We start from the raw sequence: 18,997 nt of genomic DNA, 5'->3' as shown, positions 1-18,997 counted from the left end.
CAAGGTGTGGATGGAGTACAGCACCAGTCCACAGGAGGACCCCAGTGGCGAAGGCGAAGTTCGAGCGGACTAAGCCGCACGTCAACATCGGCACCATCGGTCACATCGACCACGGTAAGACGACGCTCACCGCGGCGATTACCAAGGTGCTGCACGACGCGTACCCGGACCTGAACGAGGCCTCGGCCTTCGACATGATCGACAAGGCGCCGGAAGAGCGCCAGCGTGGTATCACCATCTCCATCGCGCACGTCGAGTACCAGACCGAGTCGCGTCACTACGCCCACGTTGACTGCCCGGGTCACGCGGACTACATCAAGAACATGATCACCGGTGCGGCGCAGATGGACGGCGCCATCCTCGTGGTCGCCGCCACCGACGGCCCGATGCCGCAGACCAAGGAGCACGTGCTCCTGGCCCGCCAGGTCGGCGTTCCGTACATCGTCGTCGCGCTGAACAAGGCCGACATGGTGGACGACGAGGAGATCCTGGAGCTCGTCGAGCTCGAGGTCCGTGAGCTGCTCTCCGAGTACGAGTTCCCGGGCGACGACGTGCCGGTCGTCAAGGTCTCGGCGCTGAAGGCGCTCGAGGGCGACAAGGAGTGGGGCGAGTCCGTCCTCAAGCTCATGAACGCCGTCGACGAGGCCATCCCGCAGCCCGAGCGTGACGTCGACAAGCCGTTCCTGATGCCCATCGAGGACGTCTTCACCATCACCGGTCGCGGTACGGTCGTCACCGGCCGCATCGAGCGTGGTGTCCTCAAGGTCAACGAGAACGTCGACATCATCGGCATCAAGAACGAGAAGACCAGCACCACGGTCACCGGTATCGAGATGTTCCGCAAGCTGCTCGACGAGGGCCAGGCCGGTGAGAACGTCGGTCTGCTGCTTCGTGGCATCAAGCGCGAGGACGTCGAGCGCGGCCAGGTCATCATCAAGCCGGGCTCGGTCACCCCGCACACGGAGTTCGAGGCGCAGGCGTACATCCTGTCGAAGGACGAGGGCGGCCGCCACACCCCGTTCTTCAACAACTACCGCCCGCAGTTCTACTTCCGTACCACGGACGTGACCGGCGTGGTGACCCTCCCCGAGGGCACCGAGATGGTCATGCCGGGCGACAACACCGAGATGTCGGTCCAGCTGATCCAGCCGGTCGCCATGGAGGAGGGCCTGAAGTTCGCCATCCGTGAGGGTGGCCGGACCGTGGGCGCCGGCCAGGTCACCAAGATCAACAAGTGACCCGGTGCGCCTAGGCGCAACCAGCTTCGGCTGAGGAAGGGCCCGTACGACTTCGGTCGTGCGGGCCCTCTCCGCGTTTCCGGGGCGGCCGGCCCGCCCGGCTGTCCGTGCAGGTGGGCGGGGTGGCGGTCAACGTCGTGCATCCGTTCCCATCTCTTTCGGGCGGTGTTCGGGGGGAACGGGGCGCTACCGTGGGTGCACGGTCGAGGATCTCGTCCATGGGAGGAATCATGACCGCCGAACCGCAGCACACCTGGCCGGTGCCGCCGCCGGACGGCTACACCGTGGACGACCTGTTCGCTCTGCCCGATCTCCCGCCGCACACCGAGTTGATCGACGGGAGCCTGGTCTTCGTGAGTCCGCAGCGGGATTTTCACTCGTTGGTGACAGATCTCCTGGCGCAGGGCCTGCGCCGGGCCGCACCGGTGCATCTTCGGGTCCGCCGGGAAATGACCGTCGTCCTGGGGCCGCGGAACGCCCCGGAGCCGGACCTCGTGGTCGTGCGGGCGGAAGCCGTGCAGGGGCGTCGGCAGACGCGTTACGAGGCCGCCGACGTGCTCCTCGCCGTCGAGGTCGTCTCCCCGGACTCCGAGTCCAGGGACCGCGAGACCAAGCCCCGGAAGTACGCGGCGGCAGGCATCCCGCACTTCTGGCTGGTGGAGATGGCGGGGGAGCGGGACCATCCGGCCGTGCACACCTATGAGCTGGACCCGGTGACCAAGGAGTACGCGCTCACCGGCATCCACCACGAGCGGCTGAAGCTCACCGTGCCCTTCACGATCGATCTCGATCTTGCGGAGATCGATCACCTGTAGGCCGACGGCCCTGGCGGGCCCGGCGACGTCGGTGAAGCCGACGGATCCTGCGGACCTGACGAACCCGGCGGACCGGCCGCACCTGGCCGGTACGCCGGGGGATCACGCCTGCCCGCACGCACCCCGCCGTGCGCGCATCCGTAAGCGCGGGCCTCCGGAGGCCACCGGTGGGGGCGCGCGGCCCCGCTGACCGTCCCCGCGCCGGCCGACGCCCGGAAAGGGGTGGTCCTGGGAAGGGTGGGCAGACGACGGCTCTTGCTATAAGCTTCGTCAACAAGGCGCTGTTACCGCAAGTAATAGCCGTCGAGGTGAGGCGCTTCCCGGACCCGACTCGAGGAGTCCCAGCAATGGCCATCGGCATCTCCCGACCGCAGAGCAGGACCAGCACCCCCGAGGACGACGTCGCCCGGCGGCTGCTCGAATCCTCCGCGCAGCTCTCGTACGACCCCCTCACCGAGGTCGACTGGGAGACCCCGCTCGACGAGAACTTCCACGGCGCCAGCCCCGAGTGGAGCACCCTCTACGGCACGGCGTACTGGAACGAGCTGACCGACGCGCAGCGCAAGGCGCTGACGCGGCAGGAGGCCGCCTCGGTGGCCAGCACCGGGATCTGGTTCGAGATGATCCTGCAGCAGATGGTGCTGCGGGACATCTACGCCAAGGACCCGACGGACGACACCTTCCAGTGGGCGCTTACCGAGATCGCCGACGAGTGCCGTCACTCGATCATGTTCGCGCGCGGAGCCAAGAAGCTCGGGGCGCCCGCCTACCGGCCCCACCGGGTCGCGGTCGAGTTGGGCCGGCTCTTCAAGACCACGGCGTTCGGCGAAGCGGCCTACGCGGCGATCCTGGTCGCCGAGGAGGTCCTCGACGTCATGCAGCGGGACTGGATGCGCGACGAACGGGTGGTGCCCTTCGTCCGCACCATCAACAACATCCACGTCGTCGAGGAATCCCGGCACATGAAGTTCGCCCGCGACGAGACGCGCAAACACCTCGCGCGCGCCGGACGCGTGCGTCGCCAGATCCACTCCCTCCTGATCGCCGTGGCGGCCTACGTCATCGTCACCAGCATGGTGAACAAGAAGGTCTACGCGAACGCGGGCCTGGACGAGGAGCGCGCCGTCCGCGAGGCCAAGGCCAACGAGCACCACAAGTCGATGATGCGGTCGAGCTGCTCCGGGCTGATGGACTTCCTGGCCTCGGTGGGGCTGCTCACCAGGCCCGCGCTGTTCTTCTACAAGCGCGCCCACCTGATCTGACGACCTCCTGGCGAGCGGACGACATGGCCTACGCGATCACCCAGACCTGCTGTACGGACGCCACCTGCGTGGCCGTCTGCCCGGTCAACTGCATCCACCCGACGCCCGAGGAGCGGGCCTTCGGCAGCACGGAGATGCTGTACATCGACCCGAAGACGTGCATCGACTGCGGTGCCTGCGCCGACGCCTGCCCGGTGGACGCGATCTTCCCGGTCGACAGCCTGACCGGCGGCCGACGGGAGTACGCCGACATCAACGCGGCCCACTTCGGGCACGCCGTGACGGCGCCCGGGGACGGGCCCGCGCCCGGGGCGGGCGACCCGGCGGGAATCCGGACGGAGGGCGGCCCGGCGGGGGCCTTGAAGGGGTCCCCGGCGGGAGTCACGGCGGGCTCCCCGGCGGAGACCCCGGCGGAGACCCCGGTCGGAGCCCCGGCGGAGACCGCGGTGGACACTCCGGCGGGGTCGGCGGGGACGACGGCGGTGTCGCGAACAGCCGACCCGGACCCCCGCCCGAACCTCCACCCCTGGAGCGGACCGACCTTCGACCGTGTCCTGCCGTCGGACTTCCGGCCGATCCGGGTCGCGGTCGTCGGCACCGGGCCGGCCGGCATGTACGCCGCCGAGGACCTGCTGCTCCACACCCGGTCCGAGGTGACCCTCGTCGACCGGCTCCCGGTCGCCGGCGGGCTCATCCGGTACGGCGTGGCGCCGGATCATCCGGCGACCAAGGGGATCGGCGACACGTTCGCGCGCTTCCACACCCACCCCCGTGTGCGCATGCACCTCGGTCTCGACGTGGGCAAGGACGTCACGGCGGAGGAACTGGCCGCCCACCACGACGCGGTGATCTACGCCGTGGGCGCCGCCGCGGACCGGCGGCTCGGGATACCGGGGGAGGACCTGGCGGGCAGCCTCTCCGCGACTCTCTTCGTCGCCTGGTACAACGGGCACCCCGAGGTCGCCCCGGACGCCGTCGACCTCTCGGCCGGGCGTGTGGTCGTGGTCGGGAACGGCAATGTCGCCCTCGACGTCGCCCGGATCCTGGTCTCCGACCCGGAGGCGCTGGCCGGTACGGAGATCGCCGGCCACGCCCTCGAAGAGCTGCGCCGGAGCAAGGTGCGCGAGGTGGTGCTGCTCGGGCGCCGGGGTGCGGAACACGCGGCGTACACCCGGTCCGAACTGCTCGCCCTGAAGCACCTCCCCGGCGTGGACCTGATGGTGGACGACCACGATCCGCGCACCGGGGCCGCGATCGACGCCGCCGGGCCCGGCGACAAGGCGGAACTGCTGCGCGGCGTGGCGCGCGAGGCGGTCGACTGGTCGCTCGACCCCGGGGCGGAGGGACGGCGGCGCATCGTGTTCCGCTTCCACTCCTCGCCCGTCGAGGTCCGCGGAGACGAGACCGTGCGCGCGGTGCGGGCCACCGGCGCCGCCGGTGAGCAGGAGATCCCGGCCGGTCTGGCGCTGCGGGCGGTCGGCCACCGCGGGGTGCCCCCGGCGGGGCTGCCGTTCGACGAGGAGACCGGGACCGTCCCGCACGAGCACGGCCGGGTGTCCGGCAGCCCCGGGACGTACGTCGTGGGCTGGATCAAGCGCGGCCCCTCCGGCGGCATCGGAGCGAACCGCACGTGCGCGGCCGAGACGGTCGGCACGCTGCTCGCCGACGCGGTCGCGGGCGCGCTGCCCGCTCCGGCCGGCGGAGCGAAGGCGTTCCGCCGCCTGGTGCGACGCCGGCGCCGCTGAACCCCGCGTCCCTTCCTCCCTTCTCGTCTCCTTACCGGCCGCGATCGCAGTCCCGCACGACGGGGGGAGCAGCCCCGTACGACAGGGGGCGGGAGGAGTCCCCAGGACAGAGTGCGGGAGGAGTCCCGCACGACAGCGGGTGCGGGAGCATCCCGCACGACAGGGTGCGGGGCGGAGGGTCCGACTCGGCCGACCGTCCCCTGGGCGGGCCCCGGCTCTCCCGGCGTCCGGGAACCACGGCCCGATTGCCACCAGGGCCTCCGTGCAGGGCCGTGGTTCGATGCGGTCGCCCCGACGGGCCGGGTGGTCCCGAGTGGGTCGGGTGGCCGGACCGGGTCGGGTGGTCCCGAGTGGGTCGGGTGGCCGGATCGGGGCGGGTGGCCGGAGCGGGCCGGGTGACCCGAGCAGGTCGGGTGGTCCCGAGCGGGTCGGGTGGTCCCGAGCGGGTCGGGTGGCCGGAGCGGGCCGAATGGACCCGAGCGAGCTGCATGAACCCGACGGACCGGTGGCCCGAGCGGGCATGTCCGCGGGCCCCGCTTGCGGCGAGTCCCACGGGTGGGAGCGCTCGCGGGCCGGAAGGGTTCGCGGGGGCCGCGTCCGGGTTCCCGATCCGGATGAACCGGCGGCGCCCGCTTCACGTCGTGTCGCAATAAGGGCCCGGAATCTGGGAGGACATCCGGCATGACGGAACCACGCACGATCGTGATCACCGGTGCGAGCTCGGGTATCGGGCTCGCCGCCGCGGAACAGTTCGCCGCCCGGGGTGACCGGGTCGTCCTCGTGGGCCGGGACGAGCGCCGTCTGGCGGTCGCCGTCGACCGGGTCCGGGCAGCCGGTCACGAGACCGAACCGGGCCACTTCCAGGCCGACTTCGAACGGCTGGCCGACATACGGGCACTCGCGAACCACCTGCTGTCCACGTACCCGGCGATCGACGTGCTGGCGAACAACGCCGGCATGGTCGCCATGTCCCACCGGCGCACCGTGGACGGCCACGAAGCCACCATCCAGGCCAACCACCTCGGCCCCTTCCTCCTCAGCAAGCTGCTGCGGGAAAGGCTGCGCGGGGGCCGGATCGTGAACACCTCGGTGCGCCCCGCCCGCAATGCGCGGCTCGATCCGGATCGGTTGGACCGCGACGAGCAGCGTTACCAGGGCATCGCCGCCTACCAGGCATCCAAGGCGGCCAACGTGCTCTTCGCGATGGAGGCGGCGCAGCGCTGGCCCGACATCCTGAGCCTCAGCCTGCACCCCGGCGTGGTCCGGACCGACATCGGCCGCGACACGGCGCTGCGCTTCGTCTTCCGCTACGCGCCGTTCCTGATCAGCCCGGAGAAGTCGGCGCGCCGCATGGTGAGGCTCGCCACGGCACCGGCCGACGAGCTGGCCAACGGTGCCCTCTACGGCCCGGACAGCCCCATCCGGCCGGACCCCCGCCTCTTCAACGCGGACAACGCGGCGCGACTCTGGGCCACCTCCGAGGCCGCCCTCGCCGCTCCGGCGGCGTAGTCGTGTCGTTCGTCGAGGACGGACGCCCGGGGAAGCCGAGGAGATGGACACCCGGGGAAGCCGAGGAGACGGATATCCGAGGAAGCCGAGGAGGCGGACGCCCGGGGAGGCCGAGGAGCGGGCGCCCGAGAGGGCCGAGGAGACGGACACTCGGGAGGTCGAGGAGACGGACAGCTCACCTCGGGAAGCTGACCGGACACGCCGGTCGTTGTACGCTCCGAAGACCGCCCTTGACCTGCGGAACGCGGGCAGGGAGCAGACAATCCGGGAGTTTCTCCATGCTTCGTACCATGTTCAAGTCCAAGATCCACCGGGCCACCGTGACCCAGGCCGACCTGCACTACGTCGGCTCCGTCACCATCGACGCCGAGCTGCTGGACGCCGCCGACCTGCTGCCCGGTGAGCTGGTCCACATCGTCGACATCACCAACGGTGCCCGGCTGGAGACGTACGTCATCGAGGGCGAGCGGGGCTCCGGCGTGATCGGTATCAACGGCGCCGCCGCGCATCTGGTGCACCCCGGTGATCTGGTCATCCTCATCAGTTACGGGCAGATGGAGGACGCCGAGGCGCGGACGTTCGAGCCTCGTGTGGTGCATGTCGACGGTGCGAACCGGATCGTGGCGCTCGGTTCCGACGCCTCGGAGCCGGTGCCGGGCGGCGAAACACGGCGGAGCCCACAGGCCGTGGCGGGGACCCGGGCCGGCTGAGCGCCTCGGCGCGGGGCTTCCGGGGCCGGGGGTCGGCGGCACCCGGGCCGCTCAGCGGTGGACCGTCCCGGCTGCGCCCGGGCTCGTCCAGCCTCAGCCGGGGACCGTCCCGGCTGCGACAGGGGTTCGCCCGGCCCCAGCGACGTCCCGGCTGCGACCCGGACCCGGGTTAGTTCGCCCCCCCACGACGTCCCGGCCGCGGGTCCGGGTCCGCTCAAGCCCCGCGACGGTGCGCTGCGGGCGGGCCCGGGACCGCCCAGCCCCCGCAACACCGGGGCCGCGGGCCCGGGACCGCTCAGCCCCGCAGCGTCCGGGCGAACAGGTCCAGCAGCCGCTCCCAGTGCCGGTCCAGCGCCGCCGCGTCGAACACCGGGGTGTCCGCCATGGTGAAGCCGTGCGCCGCGCCGTCGTACACCTCGGAGTGGTACGTCACGCCGTCCGCGTCGAGCGCCTCCTCCAGCCGGGCGATGTGCCGGGCGTCCATCGCGTGGTCCTGGTCGGCGTGGCCGAAGTACAGCTCCGCGTCCACCTGGCCGAGCAGCCGGTGCGGGCTGTCCGCCTCCTCCGTGACGAGGTGCCCGCCGTGGAAGCTCGCGGCGGCCGCGATCCGCTCGGGGTGGCGGGCAGCCGTGCGCACCGCGAGCGCCCCGCCCATGCAGTAGCCGACCGTGCCCGCGGGGCCCGGGGCCACCTGCGGCCTGGAGGCGAGAAAGGCGAGGTACCGGTCGGCGTCGCGCATCGCCAGCTCCGGGGTCAGCGCCCGCATGAGCGGGCCGGCCTCCCGGAAGAACGCCTCCCGGGCCTCCGGCACGCCGAGGTCCGGCAGCTCGACGACCGGCGCCGGGCCGTTGCGGTGGAAGAGGTTCGGCACCAGCACGTAGTAGCCCTCGGCGGCGAGCCTGCGGGCCATGTCCCGCAGCACGGGGCGCACGCCGAACGCGTCCATGAACAGCAGCACGGCGGGATACGTGCCGTCCGTTTCCGGGTACGCCGCGAAGGCGTCGCAGGGGCCGTCCTGGGTCTGGATGGTGACGTTCTCGGATTCCATGCGCTCAGACTAGGGACCGTTCCGGCACGTCCGGCGGGCGCGGTCCACCGGGGCCCTCGGGCCGGCCGTCGGGGCGCTCCCGGGCCCGGTGCCGTCCGCCCGCGGGCCGGCTCCGTGTCCCACGGCCGGAGGTTGCGGCAGGGCACCCGCGCCGGCCTCCGGAAGGTGTCCGTGAGGGTCGTGCTCCGGAAGGTCTGCCTCAGCGTCGGCCCGGGGCCGGCCGGACGGCAGGCGTGCCACGGGTGTCAGGACCGGCCGCTGAGGTCCGGGCGCGGCTTCGGGGCGGGGCGGGCTGCGGGCGTGTCGGCGGACCGGCCGGAACCGGCGCGCCCCGCCCACTCGGCGCGGGCCCGCTCCGCGCCCGCCAGGCCGGGTGTGTCCGGCGCGTGGGCCCGCCAGTCGGCCACGACCTCGTCCAGCAGCTTGAACGCCGTGTCCGCGTCGCCCGCCTCGCCGGTCAGCGAGCCGTGCAGATGCCGGTAGGCGAGGGTGACCGGGTCCGTACGGGAGAACTCGCGTTCCGCGTCGGCGGCCAGCCCCGCCGCCAGCCGCACCGCCTGCTCCCGGTGCGTCCCCGCGTCGGTCCGCCGCAGCCGCGCGAGGCGGCGCAGCCGCAGGACGAAGCGGGAACGCACCGCCAGCCCCTCCACCGTCCCTGCCGTGCCGAACGCCGGATTGCGGGCCAGCGCCAGGTCACCGCTGGAGCCCACCGTCCGCTGGTCGGGGAGCGGGCGCGGGTCGCCGGCGGTCGGCAGCAGCACCGACAGGCGGCGGTGGACGGTGGCCAGGTCGAGGTGGTCCGGCCCCTCGGGCACGCCCTCCGCCAGCAGCGCCAGCAGCTCCGCGGTGAAGCCGGTGAGCCGGCCGCCGGGAGTGAAGCGGGCCTTCTGGCGGCTGGTCGTCGCGGTCAGCAGATGCACGCCGGCGGCCGAGGGGGCGTTGAACGCGCGGTCGGCGAAGCAGCAGTCGAGGATCGCGACCTTGTGCCGGGCCCGGGACCGGGACATGGCGGCGAAGACGTCCTCGGCGGGCAGGGCCGTGCGCTCCCGCAGCCCGTCGCGGTCCCGGGATCCCCTGAGCGCCAGGCAGAGCCTGCCCTGCTCGTCCAGGCCGTGCCCGGCGTAGTAGAAGAGCAGCAGGTCGAGGCGGGGCTCGCCGGGGGCCTCGGGCGCCGCGGGGATCAGCCGCAGGACGTCCTCCTGGCTCGCGGGCTCCCAGCCGCGGTGCACCAGGGCCGGGTCGAACAGTCCGTACGGGCCGACCAGCGCGTCCCGGAAGGCCTCCGCGCTCGCCATGGCCTGGTCCATGGGCGGCAGGTCGCTCGGATGCTCGTGGCTCGCGGTCCCCACGACGACCGCGCGGGACCGTGCCCGCTCCGGCACCCGCAGGGCCCAGGTGTCGCCGGTCAAGCCCCGGTCACCCCGGGGGCCGCGCTTCCGGCCGTAGGACCACCCTCCGCAGGACCGCCTGCCGCAGGACCGCCTGCCGCAGGACCGCCATCCCCGGGGGTGCCGGGTGCGGGCAGGCCGTTCACGAACCGTTCCAGGTCCGGCTGGAGGGCCCGGGCCTCGTCCGGGCTGGCAGCGGAGAGCTCCAGCCGGGCGCCGTCCGGGCGGGTGAGCCGGAAGCTGATCCGGCGGCTCTTCGTCCGCTCGGCCAGCCACATCACGTACGCGCCCGCGAGCGGTCCGATCACGGCGCCCGCGGCCGTCAGCAGCTCCGCGGCGTCGGCCAGCCCGCCCTGCTCGCCCGGCAGCGGGGGAACGGTGCGGGCCCGGGCGACGACCTCCAGCTCCTCGTCCTCACCGAGCCAGCCGGTGAGGTCCCGGACCAGGTCGGACGCCTCGGCGGGCGGGCCGTCGAACTCCACGTACAGCGCCGGCACGCGCGATCACACTCCTTCTCCGGTGGGCATTCCGGTGGGCGGGGGCCCGGGCGGCGGGAACCCCGGGGCCGAGAACTCGTCGAGCGAGGGGTCGCCGGGGGAGCCCGCGCCGGTCCCCGGGCGCGGCCCCGGCACCGGACCGGCGTGTGCGTCCGTCCGGCCCGCGGTGCGGAAGAGCGCCGGGCGCCCCGGCACCTCGTACGGGAACCGGAAGGCGGCGGTGGCCTCCGCCCGGTCCACGAGGTCGGACAGCAGCACCCCCATCTGGCCGAGGCCCTGCGGCGACGCGCCCTGCCCGTGGGTCTCCGGCAGGAACGGGCGCTCCACGGCGGTGACGGCGCGCCAGGCCGCGTCCGCCTCGTACGGCGGCGGGCGCCGCACGACCCCGCCCAGCGCGGCGGCCAGCAGCTCCGCCGCCCGGACCGGCACCGCGTCCCGCGCGGCCAGGGTGATCCGCAGCCGGTACGCCCGGTCCTGATAGCGGCGCAGCGCGTCGTGGTGCAGCGGAGCGGTGCGCGCCGCGAACGGGTCGGGGTGCAGCGGGACCTGGTACACGGGACTCGGGGTGCCCGGGGCCGCCAGCCGCGTGTACTCCTGGGCGAGCAGCGCCATGCGCGCCCGGAATCCCTCGGTCACCGCGAACGGTTCGAGGCAGACGGACAGCAGCGCGGGGCCCGGCAGCCGCCGCAGCTCGTCCCAGACGGGCTCCCAGGACACCGCCCCGCCCCCCGGCCCGGCCGGAACCCCCGGTGCGAAGGCCGCTCCGGAGGCGAAGGCCGCTCCGGCCGCGAGCGCCGCACCCGGAGCGGAGGACGCCCCGGGCGCGTCGCGCAGCGGGGCGACCGCGAAGCCGAGCGGGAAGCGGGCGTCCGTGCGCATCCACGGCGACCAGTGCAGCGCCTTGCGCACCTCCACCACTCCGGGGCCGCCGTCGGGCAGCCGGCGCGGCTCGAACGGCCGCAGCTCCCGGCGGATCGCCTCCGGATCGGTCAGCGGCTCCGCCCGGACGTGCCGGGGGGTGTCACCCAGCCGGGACAGCAGCGACCGGGCGTCGGCCCGCGCCGTGTCCGGGTCCCGTCGCACGACCGAGCCGAGCAGCGTGCACGTCAGCAGGGCGTGCGGTCCGGGCTCGTGCAGGGTGCAGCGCACTTCGACGCGGTGGCCGGGCGCCCACTGCTCGGCGATCCACGCCCCCTCGCGCGCGGCGGTCTCCGTACGGCGCTGGTCCTCGGGCACGCCGCCGTGCGCCCCGCTGCGGTGCGCGAGCGGGTCCGGCTCCAGGCGCAGTCCGACCCGGGCACTGCTCCCCGCCGGGCCCTGCTCGGTCAGCACCGCGCCGCCGGGCTCAGCGCCCGTCATGGCCGGGCGGCCGGTGGTCCGGCGACGGCGGCGGGAAGGCCCCGGGCCCCGTCTGCTGCGGGGGATGGACGCCGGGCCCCGTCTGCTGCGGCGGCAGGTGCGGGGGCTGCGGCGGCACCTGCCAGGCGGCGGTGTCGTAGGACGGCGCGGCGGCGGGGTGCTCCGCCGGGCCCTGCGAGCCGGACAGCTCCGAGGCGTCGACGATGGGCGGCAGGCCCTGCGGGAAGCCGTAGTCGTCGGGCACGGCGCGGTTCTCCACCGCGACGAACAGGCCCTCGCGGCAGGCGAGGTGCACGGCTTCGCGCATGGCCCGGGGCCGCTCGGACCGCATGACCTCCAGCTCGGCGCTGTGCTGCCCGGCCATGCCGCGGAAGAGGTCGGCGATGTACTGGCCGATGAGCTTGGCGCCGCGCCGGGACCGCCACATGGTCCAGCCCAGATAGAGGCTGGTGCCGTACGGGAAGACGGAGACATACACCGCGTAGGGGCCCTCGGTGAGCCGGAGCCGGCTGCTGACCGTGCCGACGTCGTTCATCCGGATGCGGTGGGTGTCGACGCGCAGCGGGCTCTTCCGGCCGGCGAGGGTGCCGGCGATCTGGCTGTAGACCGCTGGGGCGCTGTCCATGCGGTCGGTGAGCAGCACCCGCCACTCCGCGATCGGCTCCGTGCACCGGGTGGCCAGCAGGATGAGCCAGAACACGGCCGCCGAGGCGAGGAAACCGAAGACCGCCCAGCCGCCGGCGAAGACGTCGGCGAAGTCCGAACCGGAGGAGGACTGGCCGAAGCCGGAGGAGCCGTAGGGGTCGCTGTCGTCCTCCGAGGCCGCGTAGGAGAGCAGCGCGAAGATCATCGCGCCCCACCAGACGACCGAGGCGACCGCTGCGGCACGCAGCCAGAGGAAGAACACGGCCCGGCCGCTGACCCCCTCGCCGAGCGCCAGCTCCACCGGCTCGTGCCGCAGTGTCTTGTCGAGATACGCGGCGTTGGCGTTCCCGCCGTCCCAGCCGGGCATCTGCCAAGCCCCCTGCACACCCATCACCCCTCTGTCGTTGCCGCGTCACCCTGAGTCGAGGGCGCCATGGTGTCACGGAAGGCGGACAAGGAGAGGCTTGTCACCCGATCGGCTGTGGACAACTTCTGTATGGTGTAGTCGAGTGATCTCCGTGCGCGGCCGTCGTCCGCCCGGGGAGCCGCCGACGGAGCGTCGGCGCCGCGCCGTTGGACCGCCGGGGGATTGGGCGCGTGATCAGCGGGGTATCCTCCTCAGCTCCCGGTTGGCGACCGGAGTGCCGTCTGTGGCACACTGTCCAGGTTGCTCGGTTGAGTGCCGATGCTGCGCGCCTCCCGCCGGGAGGACCGGAAGCGAGTCCCAGGTATTCGTCATCCCTCATCAGGGGTGGAAGTACGGGAATCTTCTGGGAAGCGTCAGCGGGGTACCAGCCAGGCGCCCGGTGGGTGTTCTCCCCCGGACCGCGGTCCTGTACCGCACCCCCTGAGCTGGGAAATCCGCAAGGAAATCCATAGTGGCGGGAGTGCGACACGCCCGACCGCGTGGGCCGGAGGAGGGTGCAGGACCCGCCGGGTCCCAGAGCGTTACGAGAGACAGGACTACGAAGTAGCCATGGCGGGACAGAAGATCCGCATCCGGCTCAAGGCCTACGACCACGAGGTCATCGACACTTCGGCGAAGAAGATCGTCGAGACGGTGACGCGCACTGGTGCGTCGGTCGCGGGCCCGGTGCCGCTGCCCACAGAGAAGAACGTGTACTGCGTCATCAAGTCGCCGCACAAGTACAAGGACTCGCGCGAGCACTTCGAGATGCGCACGCACAAGCGCCTCATCGACATCCTCGACCCCACGCCGAAGACCGTCGACTCGCTCATGCGTCTCGACCTCCCGGCCGGCGTCGACATCGAGATCAAGCTCTGAGGTGACGCGCGAGATGGCTAAGCAGATCAAGGGCGTCCTGGGCGAGAAGCTCGGCATGACGCAGGTGTGGGACGAGAACAACCGTGTCGTCCCGGTCACCGTCGTCAAGGCCGGTCCCTGCGTCGTGACCCAGGTCCGCACCGACGACGCCGACGGCTACAACGCCGTCCAGATCGCCTTCGGCGAAATCGACCCGCGCAAGGTGAACAAGCCCCTCAAGGGCCACTTCGCCAAGGCCGACGTCACCCCGCGCCGCCACCTGGTGGAGCTGCGTACCGCCGACGCCGGTGAGTACACGCTCGGCCAGGAGGTCACCGCCGAGGTGTTCGACTCCGGCATCAAGGTCGACGTGACCGGCAAGAGCAAGGGCAAGGGCACCGCCGGTGTCATGAAGCGCCACGGCTTCGCCGGCCTCGGCGCCGGCCACGGCACGCAGCGCAAGCACCGCTCGCCGGGCTCCATCGGTGGCTGCGCCACCCCGGGCCGCGTGTTCAAGGGCCTGCGCATGGCCGGCCGCATGGGCAACGAGCGGGTCACCACCCAGAACCTGACCGTCCACGCCGTTGACGCGGAGAAGGGACTGCTGCTCATCAAGGGCGCGGTTCCCGGTCCGAACGGCGGCCTCGTCCTGGTCCGTACCGCGGCCAAGGGGGCTTGAGGTAAATGAGCACCATTGACATCCTTTCGCCGGCAGGCGACAAGGCCGGGACCGTCGAACTCCCCTCGGAGATCTTCGACGCGCAGGTCAGCATTCCGCTGATCCACCAGGTCGTCGTCGCCCAGCTGGCCGCTGCCCGCCAGGGCACGCACAAGACCAAGACCCGTGGCGAGGTCCGCGGCGGCGGCAAGAAGCCGTACCGCCAGAAGGGCACCGGCCGAGCCCGTCAGGGTTCGACCCGCGCGCCGCAGTTCGCCGGTGGTGGCGTCGTGCACGGTCCCGTGCCGCGCGACTACTCGCAGCGGACGCCCAAGAAGATGAAGGCCGCCGCGCTCCGCGGTGCCCTCTCGGACCGGGCGCGTCACGGCCGTATCCACGTCGTCTCCGGCGTGGTCGAGGGCGAGGTCTCCACCAAGGCCGCGAAGACCCTGCTGGGCAAGGTCAGCGAGCGCAAGAACGTGCTCCTGGTCGCCGAGCGGGCCGACGAGGCCGCGTGGCTCTCCGCCCGCAACCTGCCCCAGGTACACCTCCTGGAGCCGGGCCAGCTGAACACGTACGACGTGCTCGTCTCCGACGACGTGGTCTTCACGCAGGCTGCCTTCGAGCGTTTCGTGGCGGGTCCCGCCGCGGCCGGCAAGGCTGTCGCCTCCGAGGCTGAGCTCGAAGGGAGCAACGCCTGATGAGCGAGGCAACTGCCACCGCGGCCGCCGTCACCAGCAAGACGTTCACGGACCACCGTGACGTCCTGGTGAAGCCGGTGGTCTCGGAGAAGAGCTACGCGCTGCTGGACGAGAACAAGTACACGTTCATCGTCGACCCGCGCGCGAACAAGACCCAGATCAAGCAGGCCGTCGAGGCGGTCTTCTCGGTCAAGGTCACCGGGGTCAACACGATCAACCGGCAGGGCAAGCGCAAGCGGACCCGCACCGGTTACGGCAAGCGCAAGGACACCAAGCGCGCCATCGTGACCCTTGCCGAGGGCGACCGTATCGACATCTTCGGCGGCCCGACCTCCTGACGGAGGTCGGAGCGTCCAGATTTCGGAACATTCCGAGGACTGAGAGACAATGGGTATCCGCAAGTACAAGCCGACGACCCCGGGCCGTCGTGGCTCCAGCGTCGCCGACTTCGTCGAGGTCACGCGGTCCACGCCGGAGAAGTCGCTGGTCCGCCCGCTGCACAGCAAGGGCGGCCGTAACAACGCCGGTCGTGTGACCGTTCGCCACCAGGGTGGTGGCCACAAGCGCGCCTACCGCGTGATCGACTTCCGTCGTCACGACAAGGACGGCGTGCCGGCCAAGGTCGCGCACATCGAGTACGACCCCAACCGCACCGCGCGCATCGCGCTGCTGCACTACGCGGACGGCGAGAAGCGCTACATCCTCGCCCCGCGCGGCATGCAGCAGGGCGACCGGATCGAGAACGGTCCGGGCGCGGACATCAAGCCGGGCAACAACCTGTCGCTGCGCAACATCCCGGTCGGTACGACGCTGCACGCCATCGAGCTGCGGCCCGGCGGCGGCGCGAAGTTCGCCCGCTCCGCGGGTGCCTCCGTGCAGCTGCTGGCGAAGGAGGGCTCGATGGCCCACCTGCGCATGCCGTCCGGCGAGATCCGGCTGGTCGACGTCCGCTGCCGCGCCACTGTGGGCGAGGTCGGCAACGCCGAGCAGTCGAACATCAACTGGGGCAAGGCCGGCCGCATGCGTTGGAAGGGCGTCCGCCCGACCGTCCGCGGTGTCGTGATGAACCCCGTCGACCACCCGCACGGTGGTGGTGAGGGCAAGACCTCCGGTGGTCGCCACCCGGTCTCGCCGTGGGGTCAGAAGGAGGGCCGTACGCGCTCGCCGAAGAAGGCCAGCAACAAGTACATCGTCCGCCGCCGCAAGACGAACAAGAAGCGCTAGGAGCGGGTTCAGATGCCGCGCAGTCTCAAGAAGGGGCCCTTCGTCGACGACCACCTGATCAAGAAGGTGGACACACAGAACGACGCAGGTACCAAGAACGTCATCAAGACCTGGTCCCGGCGCTCCATGATCGTTCCGGCCATGCTCGGCCACACGATCGCGGTGCACGACGGCCGTAAGCACGTCCCGGTGTTCGTCACCGAGTCGATGGTCGGCCACAAGCTCGGCGAGTTTGCGCCGACCCGTACGTTCCGCGGCCACGTCAAGGACGACCGCAAGTCGAAGCGTCGTTGACGGGCGGAGTGCGAAGACTATGACTGACACCGAAGGGACAACCATGGAAGCCAGGGCCCAGGCGCGGTACATCCGCGTCACGCCCATGAAGGCCCGCCGCGTGGTGGACCTCATCCGTGGCATGGATGCCACGGAGGCTCAGGCGGTCCTGCGTTTCGCCCCGCAGGCCGCGAGCGTGCCGGTGGGCAAGGTGCTGGACAGCGCCATTGCCAACGCCGCGCACAACTACGACCACACCGACGCCGGCAGCCTCTTCATCTCCGAGGCGTACGTCGACGAGGGTCCGACCCTGAAGCGGTTCCGTCCGCGGGCCCAGGGCCGGGCCTACCGGATCCGCAAGCGGACCAGCCACATCACCGTGGTCGTCAGCAGCAAGGAAGGGACCCGGTAATGGGCCAGAAGGTTAACCCGCACGGGTTCCGGCTCGGCATCACCACGGACTTCAAGTCCCGCTGGTACGCCGACAAGCTGTACAAGGACTACGTCAAGGAAGACGTCGCCATCCGCCGGATGATGACGAAGGGCATGGAGCGTGCCGGCATCTCCAAGGTGGAGATCGAGCGCACCCGCGAGCGTGTCCGCGTCGACATCCACACCGCCCGGCCGGGCATCGTCATCGGCCGTCGCGGCGCGGAGGCCGACCGCATCCGCGGCGAGCTGGAGAAGCTCACCGGCAAGCAGGTCCAGCTGAACATCCTCGAGGTCAAGAACCCCGAGACGGATGCCCAGCTGGTCGCGCAGGCCGTCGCCGAGCAGCTGTCCTCCCGCGTCTCCTTCCGTCGCGCCATGCGCAAGAGCATGCAGTCGACGATGAAGGCCGGCGCCAAGGGCATCAAGATCCAGTGTGGTGGCCGTCTCGGCGGTGCCGAGATGTCCCGTTCGGAGTTCTACCGCGAGGGCCGTGTGCCCCTGCACACGCTCCGTGCGAACGTCGACTACGGCTTCTTCGAGGCCAAGACGACCTTCGGCCGCATCGGTGTGAAGGTCTGGATCTACAAGGGCGACGTCAAGAACATCGCCGAGGTCCGCGCCGAGAACGCCGCCGCCCGTGCGGGCAACCGCCCGTCCCGCGGTGGCAGCGACCGCCCGGCCCGTGGTGGCCGTGGTGGCGAGCGCGGTGGCCGCGGCCGCAAGCCGCAGCAGTCGGCTCCGGCTGCCGAGGCCCCCAAGGCCGAGGTGCCCGCCGCCGCGGCGGCCGAGCCCAGCGCTGCCGGAAAGGAGAGCTGACCGTCATGCTGATCCCCCGTAGGGTCAAGCACCGCAAGCAGCACCACCCGAAGCGCACAGGCATGGCCAAGGGTGGCACGGAGCTTGCGTTCGGCGAGTACGGCATCCAGGCGGTGACCCCGGCCTATGTGACGAACCGTCAGATCGAGTCGGCCCGTATCGCCATGACCCGTCACATCAAGCGTGGCGGCAAGGTCTGGATCAACATCTACCCGGACCGCCCGCTGACGAAGAAGCCGGCCGAGACCCGCATGGGTTCCGGTAAGGGTTCTCCGGAGTGGTGGGTCGCGAACGTCAAGCCCGGCCGGGTGATGTTCGAGCTGTCCTTCCCGAACGAAAAGGTTGCGAAGGAGGCGCTGACCCGCGCCGCCCACAAGCTTCCGATGAAGTGCCGGATCGTCCGGCGCGAGGCAGGTGAGTCGTGATGGCGGCCGGAACCAAGGCGTCCGAGCTGCGTGAGCTGAACAACGAGGACCTCGTTGCCAAGCTGCGTGAGGCCAAGGAGGAGCTGTTCAACCTCCGCTTCCAGGCGGCGACCGGACAGCTCGAGAACCACGGCCGGCTGAAGGCCGTCCGCAAGGACATCGCCCGGATCTACACCCTGATGCGGGAGCGCGAGCTCGGCATCGAGACGGTGGAGAGCGCCTGATGAGCGAGAACACAGTGACTACTGAATCCACCACGAACGAGCGTGGCTTCCGCAAGACCCGTGAGGGTCTGGTCGTCAGCGACAAGATGGACAAGACCGTCGTCGTCGCCGTTGAGGACCGCGTCAAGCACGCGCTGTACGGCAAGGTCGTTCGCCGTACCAACAAGCTCAAGGCGCACGACGAGCAGAACGCTGCCGGTGTCGGCGACCGCGTCCTCCTGATGGAGACCCGGCCGCTGTCCGCCACCAAGCGCTGGCGCATCGTCGAGATCCTCGAGAAGGCCAAGTAAACACCTGAGGTTTTCTCCTCAGGACGGTTCCGCCAGGCTCGGCGGGGTCCGTGCCCACAGCGGCCGGACCCCGCCGGGAACCGGCAGACGATCAGGAGATAGACGTGATCCAGCAGGAGTCGCGACTGCGGGTCGCCGACAACACTGGTGCGAAGGAGATCCTTTGCATCCGTGTTCTCGGTGGTTCCGGTCGCCGCTACGCGGGCATCGGCGACGTCATCGTCGCCACCGTGAAGGACGCGATTCCCGGCGGTAACGTGAAGAAGGGTGACGTCATCAAGGCGGTCATCGTTCGCACGGTGAAGGAGCGCCGCCGCGCCGACGGCTCGTACATCCGCTTCGACGAGAACGCGGCCGTCATCCTCAAGAACGACGGTGACCCCCGCGGCACCCGCATCTTCGGCCCGGTGGGCCGGGAGCTGCGCGAGAAGAAGTTCATGAAGATCATCTCGCTCGCGCCGGAGGTGCTGTAAC

At 71.4% G+C, this 18,997-nt stretch carries 23 protein-coding genes; 18 read left to right on the top strand and 5 right to left on the bottom strand.

Annotation, left to right across the window (positions count from 1 at the left end):
- The first annotated feature begins 44 nt into the window (after positions 1–44).
- The 6 genes from tuf to panD all read left to right on the top strand — a co-directional run bounded on the left by tuf (position 45) and on the right by panD (position 7,279).
- Positions 45–1,238, top strand: a complete 1,194-nt coding sequence (tuf, locus tag GCU69_RS17485; RefSeq protein WP_098753494.1) for an elongation factor Tu — start codon at positions 45–47, stop codon at positions 1,236–1,238.
- Between the two features lie 218 nt (positions 1,239–1,456).
- A complete protein-coding gene (locus GCU69_RS17480; RefSeq protein ID WP_235978534.1) occupies positions 1,457–2,053 on the top strand; it encodes a Uma2 family endonuclease in 597 nt (198 codons plus the stop codon).
- A 347-nt stretch (positions 2,054–2,400) separates the two neighbouring features.
- A complete protein-coding gene (locus GCU69_RS17475; protein WP_156206578.1) occupies positions 2,401–3,315 on the top strand; it encodes an AurF N-oxygenase family protein in 915 nt (304 codons plus the stop codon).
- A 23-nt stretch (positions 3,316–3,338) separates the two neighbouring features.
- The gene (locus GCU69_RS17470; RefSeq protein WP_156206577.1) at positions 3,339–5,060 is read left to right on the top strand and encodes an FAD-dependent oxidoreductase; all 1,722 of its coding nucleotides are present in this window, start codon (positions 3,339–3,341) and stop codon (positions 5,058–5,060) included.
- Positions 5,061–5,741: 681 nt separating this feature from the next.
- Complete coding sequence (locus GCU69_RS17465; RefSeq protein WP_156206576.1) at positions 5,742–6,569, top strand: SDR family NAD(P)-dependent oxidoreductase; 828 nt, start codon at positions 5,742–5,744, stop codon at positions 6,567–6,569.
- Positions 6,570–6,847: 278 nt separating this feature from the next.
- Positions 6,848–7,279, top strand: a complete 432-nt coding sequence (gene panD / locus GCU69_RS17460; RefSeq protein WP_098753500.1) for an aspartate 1-decarboxylase — start codon at positions 6,848–6,850, stop codon at positions 7,277–7,279.
- Between the two features lie 295 nt (positions 7,280–7,574).
- Here panD and GCU69_RS17455 read toward each other — a convergent pair whose 3' ends face one another.
- From GCU69_RS17455 to GCU69_RS17435, 5 genes are all read right to left on the bottom strand, one after another.
- A complete protein-coding gene (locus GCU69_RS17455; protein ID WP_156206575.1) occupies positions 7,575–8,327 on the bottom strand; it encodes a dienelactone hydrolase family protein in 753 nt (250 codons plus the stop codon).
- Between the two features lie 245 nt (positions 8,328–8,572).
- Positions 8,573–9,736 (bottom strand): caspase family protein, encoded by a 1,164-nt coding sequence (locus GCU69_RS17450; protein ID WP_156206574.1) that lies wholly within the window; start codon positions 9,734–9,736, stop codon positions 8,573–8,575.
- A complete protein-coding gene (locus tag GCU69_RS17445) occupies positions 9,733–10,212 on the bottom strand; it encodes an effector-associated constant component EACC1 (RefSeq protein WP_156206573.1) in 480 nt (159 codons plus the stop codon). The genes GCU69_RS17450 and GCU69_RS17445 overlap by 4 nt, the downstream gene beginning before the upstream one ends.
- Before the next feature lie 6 nt (positions 10,213–10,218).
- Complete coding sequence (locus tag GCU69_RS17440; protein ID WP_156206572.1) at positions 10,219–11,571, bottom strand: hypothetical protein; 1,353 nt, start codon at positions 11,569–11,571, stop codon at positions 10,219–10,221.
- Positions 11,558–12,607: an adhesin gene (locus tag GCU69_RS17435; RefSeq protein ID WP_143671190.1), complete on the bottom strand. Its 1,050-nt coding sequence runs from the start codon at positions 12,605–12,607 to the stop codon at positions 11,558–11,560. Before GCU69_RS17435 ends, GCU69_RS17440 begins: the two co-directional genes overlap by 14 nt.
- A gap of 585 nt (positions 12,608–13,192) precedes the next feature.
- Between GCU69_RS17435 and rpsJ the strand changes: the two genes are divergently transcribed.
- The 12 genes from rpsJ to rplN all read left to right on the top strand — a co-directional run bounded on the left by rpsJ (position 13,193) and on the right by rplN (position 18,996).
- Positions 13,193–13,501: a 30S ribosomal protein S10 gene (rpsJ, locus tag GCU69_RS17430; RefSeq protein WP_004571821.1), complete on the top strand. Its 309-nt coding sequence runs from the start codon at positions 13,193–13,195 to the stop codon at positions 13,499–13,501.
- A gap of 13 nt (positions 13,502–13,514) precedes the next feature.
- Complete coding sequence (gene rplC / locus GCU69_RS17425; protein ID WP_098753506.1) at positions 13,515–14,159, top strand: 50S ribosomal protein L3; 645 nt, start codon at positions 13,515–13,517, stop codon at positions 14,157–14,159.
- A gap of 5 nt (positions 14,160–14,164) precedes the next feature.
- Positions 14,165–14,839, top strand: a complete 675-nt coding sequence (gene rplD / locus GCU69_RS17420) for a 50S ribosomal protein L4 (RefSeq protein ID WP_098753507.1) — start codon at positions 14,165–14,167, stop codon at positions 14,837–14,839.
- Complete coding sequence (gene rplW, locus GCU69_RS17415) at positions 14,839–15,177, top strand: 50S ribosomal protein L23 (RefSeq protein WP_098753508.1); 339 nt, start codon at positions 14,839–14,841, stop codon at positions 15,175–15,177. Before rplD ends, rplW begins: the two co-directional genes overlap by 1 nt.
- Positions 15,178–15,226: 49 nt before the next feature.
- On the top strand, positions 15,227–16,063 hold the full coding sequence (gene rplB / locus GCU69_RS17410) for a 50S ribosomal protein L2 (RefSeq protein WP_098753509.1): 837 nt from the start codon (positions 15,227–15,229) through the stop codon (positions 16,061–16,063).
- Positions 16,064–16,075: 12 nt separating this feature from the next.
- Positions 16,076–16,357: a 30S ribosomal protein S19 gene (gene rpsS / locus GCU69_RS17405; RefSeq protein ID WP_098753510.1), complete on the top strand. Its 282-nt coding sequence runs from the start codon at positions 16,076–16,078 to the stop codon at positions 16,355–16,357.
- 43 nt (positions 16,358–16,400) lie between these two features.
- On the top strand, positions 16,401–16,748 hold the full coding sequence (gene rplV / locus GCU69_RS17400) for a 50S ribosomal protein L22 (protein WP_032926743.1): 348 nt from the start codon (positions 16,401–16,403) through the stop codon (positions 16,746–16,748).
- Positions 16,748–17,584: a 30S ribosomal protein S3 gene (gene rpsC, locus GCU69_RS17395; RefSeq protein ID WP_098753511.1), complete on the top strand. Its 837-nt coding sequence runs from the start codon at positions 16,748–16,750 to the stop codon at positions 17,582–17,584. Before rplV ends, rpsC begins: the two co-directional genes overlap by 1 nt.
- A gap of 5 nt (positions 17,585–17,589) precedes the next feature.
- Entirely contained in the window at positions 17,590–18,009 is a 420-nt protein-coding gene (gene rplP, locus GCU69_RS17390) for a 50S ribosomal protein L16 (RefSeq protein ID WP_098753512.1), read from the top strand.
- Complete coding sequence (rpmC, locus tag GCU69_RS17385; protein WP_065963002.1) at positions 18,009–18,233, top strand: 50S ribosomal protein L29; 225 nt, start codon at positions 18,009–18,011, stop codon at positions 18,231–18,233. Before rplP ends, rpmC begins: the two co-directional genes overlap by 1 nt.
- Complete coding sequence (gene rpsQ, locus GCU69_RS17380; protein ID WP_098753513.1) at positions 18,233–18,523, top strand: 30S ribosomal protein S17; 291 nt, start codon at positions 18,233–18,235, stop codon at positions 18,521–18,523. The genes rpmC and rpsQ overlap by 1 nt, the downstream gene beginning before the upstream one ends.
- A gap of 104 nt (positions 18,524–18,627) precedes the next feature.
- Positions 18,628–18,996, top strand: coding sequence for a 50S ribosomal protein L14 (rplN, locus tag GCU69_RS17375; RefSeq protein WP_019707831.1), 369 nt, complete (start codon positions 18,628–18,630; stop codon positions 18,994–18,996).
- The last annotated feature ends 1 nt before the right edge of the window (position 18,997 follow it).

Origin of the sequence: Streptomyces lycii, from assembly GCF_009735685.1 — a bacterium.
In the GTDB taxonomy this organism is placed as follows: domain Bacteria; phylum Actinomycetota; class Actinomycetes; order Streptomycetales; family Streptomycetaceae; genus Streptomyces; species Streptomyces lycii.
The sequence above is the reverse complement of the archived record's forward strand: the minus strand, read 5'-3'. Positions and strand labels throughout refer to the sequence as shown.

Bases quoted from the DNA above. Each gene is read 5' to 3' on its own strand.
- GCU69_RS17480 (WP_235978534.1), top strand. From the start codon at position 1,457: ATGGGAGGAATCATGACCGCCGAACCGCAGCACACCTGGCCGGTGCCG.
- GCU69_RS17475 (WP_156206578.1), top strand. From the start codon at position 2,401: ATGGCCATCGGCATCTCCCGACCGCAGAGCAGGACCAGCACCCCCGAG.
- GCU69_RS17470 (WP_156206577.1), top strand. From the start codon at position 3,339: ATGGCCTACGCGATCACCCAGACCTGCTGTACGGACGCCACCTGCGTG.
- GCU69_RS17465 (WP_156206576.1), top strand. From the start codon at position 5,742: ATGACGGAACCACGCACGATCGTGATCACCGGTGCGAGCTCGGGTATC.
- panD (WP_098753500.1), top strand. From the start codon at position 6,848: ATGCTTCGTACCATGTTCAAGTCCAAGATCCACCGGGCCACCGTGACC.
- GCU69_RS17455 (WP_156206575.1), bottom strand. From the start codon at position 8,327: ATGGAATCCGAGAACGTCACCATCCAGACCCAGGACGGCCCCTGCGAC.
- GCU69_RS17440 (WP_156206572.1), bottom strand. From the start codon at position 11,571: ATGACGGGCGCTGAGCCCGGCGGCGCGGTGCTGACCGAGCAGGGCCCG.
- GCU69_RS17435 (WP_143671190.1), bottom strand. From the start codon at position 12,607: ATGGGTGTGCAGGGGGCTTGGCAGATGCCCGGCTGGGACGGCGGGAAC.
- rpsJ (WP_004571821.1), top strand. From the start codon at position 13,193: ATGGCGGGACAGAAGATCCGCATCCGGCTCAAGGCCTACGACCACGAG.
- rplC (WP_098753506.1), top strand. From the start codon at position 13,515: ATGGCTAAGCAGATCAAGGGCGTCCTGGGCGAGAAGCTCGGCATGACG.
- rplD (WP_098753507.1), top strand. From the start codon at position 14,165: ATGAGCACCATTGACATCCTTTCGCCGGCAGGCGACAAGGCCGGGACC.
- rplW (WP_098753508.1), top strand. From the start codon at position 14,839: ATGAGCGAGGCAACTGCCACCGCGGCCGCCGTCACCAGCAAGACGTTC.
- rplB (WP_098753509.1), top strand. From the start codon at position 15,227: ATGGGTATCCGCAAGTACAAGCCGACGACCCCGGGCCGTCGTGGCTCC.
- rpsS (WP_098753510.1), top strand. From the start codon at position 16,076: ATGCCGCGCAGTCTCAAGAAGGGGCCCTTCGTCGACGACCACCTGATC.
- rplV (WP_032926743.1), top strand. From the start codon at position 16,401: ATGGAAGCCAGGGCCCAGGCGCGGTACATCCGCGTCACGCCCATGAAG.
- rpsC (WP_098753511.1), top strand. From the start codon at position 16,748: ATGGGCCAGAAGGTTAACCCGCACGGGTTCCGGCTCGGCATCACCACG.
- rplP (WP_098753512.1), top strand. From the start codon at position 17,590: ATGCTGATCCCCCGTAGGGTCAAGCACCGCAAGCAGCACCACCCGAAG.
- rpmC (WP_065963002.1), top strand. From the start codon at position 18,009: ATGGCGGCCGGAACCAAGGCGTCCGAGCTGCGTGAGCTGAACAACGAG.
- rpsQ (WP_098753513.1), top strand. From the start codon at position 18,233: ATGAGCGAGAACACAGTGACTACTGAATCCACCACGAACGAGCGTGGC.